At 40.8% G+C, this 12250-nt stretch carries 9 protein-coding genes; 7 read left to right on the top strand and 2 right to left on the bottom strand.

All coding sequences use genetic code 11. The features are described 5' to 3' along the window. The first annotated feature begins 234 nt into the window (after positions 1 to 234). Positions 235 to 3045, top strand: a complete 2811-nt coding sequence (locus tag C6H66_RS03990; RefSeq protein ID WP_105394854.1) for an RHS repeat domain-containing protein — start codon at positions 235 to 237, stop codon at positions 3043 to 3045. Positions 3046 to 3159: 114 nt separating this feature from the next. Here C6H66_RS03990 and rraB read toward each other — a convergent pair whose 3' ends face one another. Next, on the bottom strand, positions 3160 to 3567 hold the full coding sequence (gene rraB / locus C6H66_RS03985) for a ribonuclease E inhibitor RraB (protein ID WP_046395621.1): 408 nt from the start codon (positions 3565 to 3567) through the stop codon (positions 3160 to 3162). Positions 3568 to 3731: 164 nt separating this feature from the next. Between rraB and argF the strand changes: the two genes are divergently transcribed. Both argF and pyrB read left to right on the top strand, forming a co-directional pair. Further along, on the top strand, positions 3732 to 4748 hold the full coding sequence (gene argF / locus C6H66_RS03980; RefSeq protein WP_105394853.1) for an ornithine carbamoyltransferase: 1017 nt from the start codon (positions 3732 to 3734) through the stop codon (positions 4746 to 4748). 306 nt (positions 4749 to 5054) lie between these two features. Next, positions 5055 to 5978: an aspartate carbamoyltransferase gene (gene pyrB, locus C6H66_RS03970; RefSeq protein ID WP_036810183.1), complete on the top strand. Its 924-nt coding sequence runs from the start codon at positions 5055 to 5057 to the stop codon at positions 5976 to 5978. Between the two features lie 303 nt (positions 5979 to 6281). Here the strand turns inward: pyrB and C6H66_RS03965 are convergent, their stop codons facing one another. After that, positions 6282 to 7502 (bottom strand): DUF819 family protein, encoded by a 1221-nt coding sequence (locus C6H66_RS03965; protein ID WP_105394852.1) that lies wholly within the window; start codon positions 7500 to 7502, stop codon positions 6282 to 6284. A gap of 933 nt (positions 7503 to 8435) precedes the next feature. Between C6H66_RS03965 and pyrI the strand changes: the two genes are divergently transcribed. From pyrI to nrdG, 4 genes are all read left to right on the top strand, one after another. Beyond that, positions 8436 to 8900, top strand: coding sequence for an aspartate carbamoyltransferase regulatory subunit (gene pyrI, locus C6H66_RS03960; RefSeq protein ID WP_036810179.1), 465 nt, complete (start codon positions 8436 to 8438; stop codon positions 8898 to 8900). 92 nt (positions 8901 to 8992) lie between these two features. Beyond that, positions 8993 to 9379, top strand: coding sequence for a 2-iminobutanoate/2-iminopropanoate deaminase (gene ridA, locus C6H66_RS03955; RefSeq protein WP_036810177.1), 387 nt, complete (start codon positions 8993 to 8995; stop codon positions 9377 to 9379). A gap of 249 nt (positions 9380 to 9628) precedes the next feature. Next, entirely contained in the window at positions 9629 to 11767 is a 2139-nt protein-coding gene (gene nrdD / locus C6H66_RS03950; RefSeq protein WP_036810175.1) for an anaerobic ribonucleoside-triphosphate reductase, read from the top strand. 18 nt (positions 11768 to 11785) lie between these two features. Continuing rightward, positions 11786 to 12250, top strand: a complete 465-nt coding sequence (gene nrdG, locus C6H66_RS03945; protein ID WP_105394851.1) for an anaerobic ribonucleoside-triphosphate reductase-activating protein — start codon at positions 11786 to 11788, stop codon at positions 12248 to 12250.

The following is a 12250-nucleotide window of genomic DNA, read 5'->3' as shown; positions in this document are numbered from 1 at the left end:
TAATCACAATTAAATAACTAAAATAGTTATTTCAGTGTAAAAACATCATTTAATAAAAATAATCTCTTTCCTCTTTACCATTTTATCCCTATCTATTGAAATACTAATTCTCATACTGTCAATTTCAAAAATTACCATACTGTTCTGTTAAAGGTTTTATTCATTCCATAGTAAAGTCTCGGTTCGTTACTATTAAACCAGCCAACAGACTAAAACAGCATAAGGAGCTGCAATATGAGTCGTGACAATTCTGCAATTAACCGAAATACTCCATCTGTCAGCGTACGAGATAATCGAGGGTTGAATATCCGTACGCTGGAATATCTGCGTACTCAAACCGATGAAACCAATAGCGACGAATTGATCACTCGCTATGAATTTAATATTCAAGGATTTCAAGTAAAAAGCACAGACCCACGTAGATATAAAAATCAGAGTGGTTCAAACTTCACCCGTACCTTTAGTCTTGCTGGTAATACACTGCGTGAAGAAAGTATCGATGCCGGCCGAACAGTTACATTAAACGATATCGAAGGACGCCCAGTACTGACTATCAATGCAATTGGCGCTCGTCAGACCCATCACTATGAAGGTAATACCTTGCCCGGCCGCTTACTGGCTATTACCGAGTCAATACAAAAGAACGAGAAAACCACAGAGCGCTTTATTTGGGCAAGTAATACCGATGCAGAGAAAAACCAGAACCTAGCCGGGCAATGTATACGCCATTATGACACTGCGGGGCTGGTACAACTAGAAAGCCAATCCTTAACAGGATCGGTTTTATCGCAATCCCGTCAATTAATAGCCGACGATCAGGAAATTGATTGGCGCAGTGATGATGAAAATAGTTGGCGTACAAAACTGAATGACAACATATTCACTACTCAAAATAAAACTGATGCCATTGGTGCTCTGCTAACCCAAATCGATGCCAAAGGAAATATACAGCGGCTGGCCTATGATGTAGCAGGTCAATTGAAAGGTAGCTGGTTAACATTAAAAGGCCAATCCGAAAAAGTTATTGTGCAATCTATTACCTGGTCAGCAGCCGGACAGAAATTACGAGAAGAACATGGTAATGGCGTTATTACGGAATATACCTATGAACCAGAGACTCAACGATTAATTAACATTAAAACTCGCCGGACTAAAGATAGTACAAAACCACTACAGGATTTACGTTATGAATACGATCCGGTTGGCAATGTGATCAATATTCGTAATGATGCAGAAGCAACTCGATTCTGGCGTAATCAGAAAATAGTACCGGAAAATGCGTATACCTATGATTCTCTGTACCAACTCATCAAAGCAACCGGCCGCGAAATGGCTAACATTAGTCAGCAAGGAAGCCAGCTCCCTCCTTTAATTACCCCTCTTCCTACCGATGACAATACCTATACTAACTATACTCGCACTTATACCTACGACGATAGCGGCAACCTGACACAAATCCGGCATAGCGCTCCGGCAAGTAACAATAACTACACCACAGATATCACCATTTCAAACCGCAATAACCGTGGTGTCCTCAGTACCCTCACCAACGATCCCAATCTCGTTGATACATTCTTTGATGCAGGTGGTCATCAAACCAGTCTGTTATCAGGGCAATCCTTAAACTGGACACCACGGGGAGAACTACAACAAGTGAACCAAAGTGGTAACAGCGCGCGCGAATGGTACCGCTATGACAGTGATGGAATGCGGCTATTGAAAATAAATGAACAGCAAACACCCAATGCCACGCAACAACAACGAGTCACTTACCTGCCAGGGTTGGAATTACATACCACTCAAAGCGGCGCCAATATCACCGAAGACTTGCAAGTTATTGCTGTCGGACAAGCAGGAAGAGCACAAGTACGCGTTCTACACTGGGAAAAAGGCCAACCCACTGGCATAGATAACGATCAAGTCAGATACAGCTACGATAATCTTACACACAGCAGCGAATTAGAACTGGATATGCACGGGGAAATTATCAGTTGGGAAGAGTATTACCCCTATGGCGGCACCGCAATATGGGCGGCAAGAAATCAGGTTGAAGCTGGTTACAAAACCATTCGTTATTCAGGCAAAGAGCGTGATGCAACAGGACTGTACTATTACGGCTACCGTTATTATCAACCGTGGGCCGGTAGATGGTTAAGCGCTGACCCGGCTGGAACAGTAGATGGCCTGAATTTATACCGTATGGTAAGAAATAATCCAATGACTGGCATAGATGAAGATGGACGTATATTTAAAACCGTAGCAACAGGCGCATTAGGCGTTGGCGGTATAGCATACGAACTTTACAAACATAAAAATCAACAAGCTGAAAGACCTCAGATGCCATCTCCTGCTTCTGAATCCTATGGTGATCAACAAGTCAGCAAAATCACCCAAAAAGCGAGTGCTTTAAAAGCAAACTATGACCCGATGAAGCAGATGGCCCATAACATAGCGGGACGCAAAGAAGCCGCAGAACATCTCGCGCAGGGACAAGTCCCTGGCGCTCAAGCAATAAAAGAAGGGGCAAGTTTAGTCGCGGCTGCCGGAGAATTTGCCGCGGCTGGCAATATAGGTGAACTAAACAAAACTGAGCTAACAAAAGCCGCTGGCACCGACGCAATTAATAATTTTAGCCTCACCTTCGACGGTATAAAAAAGGTATTTAAGGCAGGTGCTGCTACTGCTACCGTCACCCCAGAAAAATTGGAAGAGCTGCAAAAAGCAACTGATGATTTAAAAGAGGTCGCAACAGATACGCTAATTACCGGGGCATCGCTGGGTGCGACGGTCGGCGCCACGCTGGATACAGCCGCCGCAGTCGTACCACACCCGGTAGCCAAAGTGGCGTTCAAAGGTCTGTCATTGGCGTGGAAAGTGACCGGCGTTGTTCACACCGCAGAAGAATTAAGCAATCTCGCAGAAAAACATAAGGATCTGGTTTCTAATGAGCTAGGGCAAGAACTAAAAAGGGAAATCACCGAGGCAAACCAAATTAGGAGGGGAACCATTCTTTCAAAAGTCAGAGAACACGGTTTGATAAAATAGTCTATTAAATGCAATAGTCCTTATTCGCCAAAGCAGATAAGGACTATTTTGTTTTGAATCACATGTATCAATCACGACCAGAGCTAATACAGGATTCTTAACATATTGATCATACTAATGAAGTCTACTCTCACCCTGCTCCGGCAAATCATCTTCATCTTGCTCATCAGGATCTTCGAAGTAAGTGCCCCAACCATCATAATTAATGCCAATTTTTTCAGCCAGATTCACCAACTGTTCAACCTGGGCATCAATCAATTCTGCATTCAATCCACACTCACTGATAACATCACAACACATCAGAATCGTACCATCTTCGACTTCCAATTCTTCCGCGTCAGTCACTTCATAACCCAGTTTAAAGGCTTCAAGCGCCGCCTTTTCCAACAGGCTAAAGTCCTCAGCGGAAAAGTGATGCTCAATGGCATAAAGTGCATCAGGATCACTACCATCTTCCAGTAATTCTTCAATAATAAGGCGCGTTTCTTCGCGTTGTTCTTCTAAGTCTCTTTGATTTGCCATACCAAATATCCTCAAGCAGTTGGCCGTCCCAACGCTCATTCTCCCACACCATAGACAGGCTAACCACTGTTTACATCAAAGAAATCTAATACGGAGTTGAAATTGCATTTTTATAGATATAGATTGAATTTAAATGCAAACAATAAATACGGAGACACCAAACAATGAATCCGTTCCACCAGCGTCATTTCCTAAGGTTACTTGATTTTTCCTCGGCAGAAATTCACGCCTTGTTAAAGCTAGCTGCTGAATTAAAATCGACTAAAAAATCTGGTACAGAAAAAGCCCTGTTAACAGGCAAAAACATCGTGCTGATTTTTGAAAAAGATTCCACCCGTACCCGCTGTTCATTTGAAGTGGCAGCTTACGATCAAGGAGCAAATATCACCTACCTCGGTTCCAGTGGCAACCAGATTGGTCATAAAGAATCGATCAAAGATACCGCTCGTATACTTGGTCGTATGTATGACGGTATTCAATATCGCGGCTATGCCCAGACAATCGTTGAATCGCTGGCAAAATATGCAGGTGTTCCAGTATGGAATGGACTAACAGACGAATTTCACCCTACTCAACTACTGGCCGATCTGCTAACTATTCAGGAACATCAACCAGAAAAACCATTGTCAGAAATCAAATTCTCCTACTTAGGGGATGCCCGTAACAATATGGGTAATACCATGCTAGAAGCCGCAGCACTAACGGGCATGGATGTTCGGTTGATCGCCCCTGAAAAGTACTGGCCCAATACCGTGCTGGTTACTGAATGTCAAAAACTGGCTGAAAAAACAGGAGGTAAAATTACTCTGACGGAAAATATCGCCGAAGGGGTTAAAAATACTGATTTTCTTTATACCGATGTCTGGGTTTCTATGGGCGAGCCAAAAGAAGTTTGGCAACAACGAATTAACCTCTTGAAACCTTATCAAGTGAATATGGATGTGGTGAACATGACAGGCAATCCACAGGTAAAATTCCTGCATTGTCTGCCAGCATTTCATGATGAAGAAACGATATTAGGCAAACAGCTCGCGGCTGAATTTAATATGTATGGCGGGCTGGAAGTTACCAATGAAGTTTTTGAATCAGAGCACAGTATTGTGTTTGATCAAGGAGAAAATCGTCTGCATACCATTAAAGCGGTAATGGTGGCAACATTAGCAAATGATCTTAAAATTTAATTAGTTGAGATATCGGCAGGATTATGTCTTTAAAGATATGATCCTGCCAATCTTATTTTTCTTCGGTCAAATAGTTGCTGTAAGATTTTTCACGAGTATAATGCGCCACAATTTGCCGGGAGAAATCATGAAAGACAGCGCTTATTTTTGTCATCAAGCACAACTGCCTGAAAGAGGGCAGCTAGCCGTCATTGTTTTCCCGTTGCTAAACCAATCATTTAACGCCCCTCAATGAGGGGCTTTTTTTTGCCCGGTAATCGATTCATGATCGCCACCCCGGATGTCAGCATTAGAGGAGAGTGAAAAATGGCTAATCCGTTATATCGCAAACATATCATCTCAATAAATGATCTGAGTCGCGAAGATCTGGAATTGGTGTTGCAGACTGCTGCTGCACTGAAAGCCAGACCACAACCTGAATTGCTGAAACCCAAGGTCATCGCTAGTTGTTTCTTCGAAGCTTCCACCCGTACTCGCCTCTCTTTTGAAACAGCAATCCATCGCCTTGGCGCTTCAGTTGTCGGTTTCTCAGACAGCAGCAACACCTCTCTAGGTAAGAAAGGTGAAACGCTAGCCGATACTATTTCCGTTATCAGCCAATATGTTGACGCCATCGTGATACGCCATCCACAGGAAGGCGCCCCACGTCTGGCTTCTGAGTTTTCCGGTCACACTCCGATTATCAATGCCGGTGACGGCGCTAACCAACATCCGACTCAGACCTTGCTAGATCTGTTCACGATTCAGGAAACTCAGCAACGGCTGGATAGTCTGAATATCGCGATGGTTGGTGATCTGAAATATGGCCGCACGGTCCATTCGCTATCACAAGCGCTAGCGAAATTTAATGGCAATCACTTTTATTTTATCGCCCCGGAAGCATTGGCAATGCCAAACCATATTCTTCATATGCTGAATGAAAAAGGTGCAACCTACAGCCAACACGCGAATATTGAAGAAGTATTACCGGAACTAGATATTCTTTATATGACTCGTGTACAGAAAGAACGCCTTGATCCATCCGAATATGCCAACGTAAAAGCACAATTTGTTCTACGCGCCTCCGATCTGCTCGGAGCGAAAGAGAACCTCAAAGTTCTGCATCCGTTGCCACGTATTGATGAAATTACTGTCGATGTAGATAAAACGCCCTATGCTTATTATTTCCAACAGGCAGAGAATGGTATTTATGCTCGTCAGGCTCTATTATCTTTAGTTTTAAATGAATGATTAAAATAGAGAAAGTACTTTTTTATCCACAAATATAATGGGTTATTATTTTCTTCTGGAATAGCGATTAATCAGTCTGTTTACCACCTTCGGTATCGAAAACAAACTCGATGTGGCGCCAAAATACGTCTTGACCATTCAGTGAGCAAGACAGCATCTCCGGGCAGTAAAGTACACACAAAAACCGTCACTTTTATCTGCATGCTGCCCGACTCCCTCCTTTTGACGACAAAGGAGGGAAAATAATCTAATGAAATAAAATTATAATTTTTTAATATTCACCTGAGAATATTATGATTAATTTCACAAAATCTCTGTAACAATAAAATAAACAATCGTCCCAATATAGTTGCCAATCACATATCCTACCGTTCCAATAACCATAATAGGCCCAACCAAGCCTATCCAACCTCGGCTAATCGCTAACGCTGCGGCAGTTGTTGGGCCACCAATATTTGCATTACATGCAAGTATAATTTCCTCAAGGTTAAATTTGAATAACTTACCAAAACCAAGAGTTAATAATAAGTTAATCATTACTATAATGAATACAAATAAAAACAACAAAGGCGCATTGCTAATAATAAGCCCTATTGAAGCAGGAATACCTATTACAACAAAGAATATATAAATTGCGTAAGTTCCCAATTCCTGACTGCCATTTAAATTATTAAAAGTTTTTTTGAATATCGAAACCACAGCAAAAGTTACGGTTGTTAAGATAAGATATTTATCTGATATCAAGCTAAAAAGCAATTCCTGATAAATATTCCCAGTCTGTCGTGAAATTGTTTTTATCCAAGTCGAGAATTGAAATGAAGTTGCTACAATAAAAATTGCCCATGCTAAAGATAACGCAATATCCTTTAAAGAGATATTTTTAGGTTGCCAATAAGATGCAGCAAGATATTTTGATTTATCTAAACTAGAATCATTCACCATAGCGTTAGAATAAGGACTTCCCCAAAACTTTCTTGCCAATGACCAACCCGCTAATGTTATTAATATTATGCAAAAGCAGACCATCATGAGATTATCAGCAACGATCGTGGATGCAGTCATATCTTGAGTGGGCTTCAATTTGGCAACCATTGCCGCAAAATTCACGCCCCCACCAGTATATGACGCGGCAATCATAGCGCTTATTTTATCCAGCTCCGGTATATAGTTTTTTAAAATTTTAAAAGCCAAGACTGCACCCACCATCGTCGCTATAGAAGAGAATAAGAACAGTATAAGTAGTCTCCAACTTTCTTTAATAATGCTATGTAAATTAATTTTAAATAATAATAAAGGTATCGCCAACGGAACAATATATTGCCAAACTGCATCGTATACTACTGATTGAGTAGGAATTATTTTTAAATTGGATGCTAAGAGGGCAATAATTAATGCTATCACCGCACCAGGTACTTTCGATGCCCACCTATATTTTTGTTCCATTATAATCGCTAACGTAGCTGCAATCATTACAAAAGCCCAAAGGGCTAAGATATTATCAGGGTTAATTAATGTATTATTCATTATTTCTTCCTAACATGTGCCAAGTTAATATTATAGAATTCACATTCTCTATTTAAAATAACCTTACCATAGATTGATTTATTATAACTATTATAAAACAACAGAGCCAGATTACCATAACCATAATACCACCATTTAGTCGGAAAATGAGTAAAACCAGCTAGATCGGTTCATTATATAATAAAGCGATCAACGCTATAAGGTAGTCGACATATTTTTACCAGATTTACGTATTAAAGTAACTGTATAAAATAAACTACTCATTTTATTAAATCCTCATAAACAACCTTTTATCTGATGTAACAATTCATTTTTCAACAATAATTTTCTCATCACATGTAATTTAATAAACCTGTTTACTCTAAGATTAAAAATTTGATTATTGCTTCAATCTATACATTATTAAAACAATGTCTAAAAGTTCATAAAAATAGTAAGAAATGCATTTTCCATTTTATTATTTAAATAAACATTTAAAAATTTCATTCTTCATTTTATTTGATTAAATAATATTGTTAATAATGATTTATTACAATAAACATATTAATTTAAAACTAAATTTCTGACATAAATAATCTATTAACCCTTATATTCCCAACAAACATTAATTAAATCAATTTTTGAATCAATCTATTTTAACCATTGGTTTTAAGATATTAAAATACCTTTTAATTTAAAAACAGTAGCTTTCAATAAGATAAACAATTCAAACAAAATAGCCAAAATAAATAAATTCAACATAGTGCCCTTATAACAATGACGGCTAAAGCTAAGTATATGGAATAACAACAGTAAGATAATATTGATTTGTCTACGTCTTATCTGGATAAACAGGGTGACACCGCCTAAAATGGAAGTCGTGTCGATTCTTAACAATATCTCTGGAGGATGAATACAGAAAGTTGTCACTAAAATGTATTCATACAAAACACGATGACCCAAGATCATAAACTACAAGTCGAAGCTATTAGATGCGGTACGGTGATTGACCATATCCCGGCTCAGGTCGGCTTCAAACTACTCTCCCTGTTTAAACTAACTGAAACCGATCAACGCATTACCATCGGCCTGAACTTGCCTTCCAATCGACTAGGTAAAAAAGATATCATTAAAATCGAAAATACATTCCTGACAGAACAACAAGCTAACCAACTTGCTATGTATGCGCCGAACGCAACGGTGAACTGTATTGAAGACTACGAAGTTGTGAAGAAACTTCCCATTAACTTGCCTGAGCGTATCGATAGCGTATTAGTCTGCCCTAACAGCAACTGCATCAGCCACAATGAGCCAGTAGAAAGCAGTTTTCGAGTCAAAGTGACAGCGGAAGATGTGGTGCTAACCTGCAAATACTGCGAGAAAGAGTTCGACCGCGATGTGGTGATACGCAACGATTGAACGATCTATGTCAGTTGCTGAGGTAGAAGCGGACACTATAATAGTACCTTCAATGAAATATTCACTTAGTTATCACATTAACAGGAGAACCTATGTCATACGAGATTAATACTAATAAAGCCCCTGCTGCAATTGGTCCCTATGTTCAGGGTGTTGATCTTGGCAATATGGTCATCACTTCCGGCCAGATCCCAGTCAATCCAGAAACAGGTGATGTCGCAGAAGATATCGCCGCTCAAGCTCGTCAATCACTGGAAAATGTTAAAGCTATCGTTGAGAAAGCAGGTCTCACTGTCGGTGACATTGTTAAAACAACTGTCTTCGTTAAAGACCTGAATGACTTCGGTACCGTTAACGCAACTTATGAAGCATTCTTCAAAGAACACAATGCGTCTTTCCCGGCCCGTTCTTGTGTTGAAGTAGCCCGCCTGCCAAAAGACGTTAAAATCGAAATCGAAGCTATCGCGATTCGTAAATAATCCCTGCCCTGTTTTCTACAACCCCTTGGTTAGTTACTGACCAAAGGGTTGTACCTCTCACTGGACCTTAAATATAAGTCTTCATTCTTTGTTTCAGATCAAATGAGAACGTGATTATCTCACTTCAAGTTACTATATATCGTGCTTAAATATGGAAATAAAACTATATATAGCGACATCTATCTTTAAGCTGAATATCAAAACGAGAATCGTTTGCACTTTTAAGCAACATTCTCAAGGAGCCATATTGTGAAAACTGTTGTGATAAAACGGGATGGTCGACAGGTACCATTTGATGAAACACGCATCAAAGATGCCATAAAACGGGCCGCTTCTGCCGTTGGCGTGACGGATGATGAGTATTGTATCCAAGTTGCATCCACAGTAACGCAATTAATCGCTGACTACAGGCAAGTTAATGCACAAGATATTCAGAATGCAGTAGAAAATCAGTTAATGGCTGGCAGATATAAGCACCTTGCCCGTCTTTATATCGAATATCGTCACAATAGGGATATTACCCGAGAGTTACATAGCCGACTTAATCAAGAAATCCGTGGTTTAATTGAACAGAGTAACGTTTCCCTGCTCAATGAGAACGCCAATAAAGATAGTAAAGTGATTCCCACTCAACGGGATCTGTTGGCCGGGATTGTTGCTAAAAGTTATGCCAAACAACATATTCTGCCGCGCAATGTGGTATTGGCTCACGAAAGAGGCGAAATACACTACCATGATCTCGATTATTCCCCCTTTTTCCCAATGTTTAACTGTATGTTAATCGACCTAAAAGGCATGCTAATCAATGGTTTTAAAATGGGTAATACTGAAATAGAACCGCCAAAATCCATTTCAACCGCAACAGCGGTAACCGCTCAAATTATCGCTCAGGTTGCCAGCCATATTTATGGCGGTACCACCATCAATCGTATAGATGAAGTATTAGCCCCCTTCGTTAAAGCCAGCTATGACAAACACTTGGCGATTGCCGAAAAGTGGAATATCAGCGATAAAAAATCCTATGCCGAAGCACGAACAGAAAAAGAGTGTTATGACGCTTTCCAATCACTGGAATATGAAGTTAATACACTGCATACCGCCAATGGGCAGACTCCTTTTGTCACTTTTGGCTTTGGTCTGGGTACGTCAAAAGAATCCCGCTTAATTCAGCAATCTATTCTGCGTAACCGCATTGCTGGTTTGGGTAAGAATCACAAAACAGCGGTATTCCCCAAACTGGTATTTGCTATCCGTGATGGCCTGAATCACAAACTCGGTGATCCTAACTACGATATCAAGCAACTGGCTCTCAAATGTGCCAGTAAGCGTATGTACCCAGATATTCTTAACTATGATCAAGTGGTTAAGGTCACAGGCTCCTTTAAAACCCCGATGGGTTGTCGCAGTTTCCTCGGTGTTTATGAGGAAAAGGGTGAACAAATTCATGAAGGACGCAATAACTTAGGGGTTATCAGTTTGAACCTGCCTCGGATAGCTATCGAAGCCAAAGGCGATGAAAAACATTTCTGGCAATTACTGGACAAACGGCTGGCACTGGCGAAGCAAGCATTGATGACCCGTATTACCCGCCTGGAAGGCATTAAAGCACGAGTTGCGCCAATCCTTTATATAGAAGGCGCCTGCGGGGTTCGCTTGAAAGCCGATGATAATATCGCTGAAATCTTTAAACATGGTCGGGCTTCTATCTCTCTGGGCTATATTGGTATTCATGAAACCATTAACGCATTGTATGGCAATCAGGTTCATCTATTTGATGATCAACAATTACGTGTAAAAGCGCTCTCAATTGTTGATCATCTGCGAAAAGCCACTGATCAATGGAAAAAAGAGACAGGTTATGGTTTCAGTTTATACAGCACTCCAAGCGAAAATCTATGTGACCGTTTCTGCCGCCTTGATGCCGCTGAGTTTGGTGTGATTAAAGGGGTGACAGATAAAGGCTATTACACCAACAGTTTCCATCTCGACGTTGAAAAGCAGGTCAATCCTTATGACAAATTGGATTTTGAAGCTCCTTATCCACCACTAACAAACGGCGGTTTTATCTGCTACGGCGAATATCCTAATCTGCAACATAATCTGAAAGCACTGGAAGATGTATGGGATTACAGCTACTCACGTGTCCCTTATTACGGTACCAATACCCCTATCGACGAGTGCTATGAGTGTGGATTCACCGGTGAATTCTCCTGTACCAGTAAAGGGTTTACCTGCCCACGTTGTGGCAATCATGAACCTTCCAGAGTATCAGTCATCCGCCGCGTCTGTGGTTATCTGGGAAGCCCCGATGCCCGCCCATTCAATGCTGGCAAACAGGAAGAGGTGAAACGCAGAGTAAAACATCTGGCAAATGGGCAATTAGGCTAATGAAGGCAGGCTGACAAAGTGAATTATCACCAATACTACCCTGTTGATGTGGTTAACGGCCCCGGAACCCGCTGCACACTGTTTGTCACCGGGTGCGAACATCAATGCCCCGGTTGTTATAACAAAAGTACCTGGCGAGTGAACTCCGGCCAGCCATTTACGCAGGAAATGGAAGACCGTGTAATTTTTGATTTACAAGACAAACGCATTAAACGACAAGGGCTATCTTTATCTGGCGGAGATCCCCTACATCCACACAATGCACTCGCGATCCTGAAATTGGTAAAACGGGTTAAAACAGAGTGCCCAGACAAGGACATTTGGCTTTGGACAGGTTATCTGCTAAAGGAACTTAGCGAAATTCAACGGGAAATTGTCAGCTATATTAATGTGCTAGTGGATGGCAAATTTATACAAGATCTTTATGAACCCGGTTTACTATGGCGTGGTAGCCGCAACCAGATTATTTATAGATTAAGATAA

This window comes from Photorhabdus hindustanensis (assembly GCF_002968995.1).
Lineage (GTDB): Bacteria > Pseudomonadota > Gammaproteobacteria > Enterobacterales > Enterobacteriaceae > Photorhabdus > Photorhabdus akhurstii.
The sequence above is the reverse complement of the archived record's forward strand: the minus strand, read 5'-3'. Positions and strand labels throughout refer to the sequence as shown.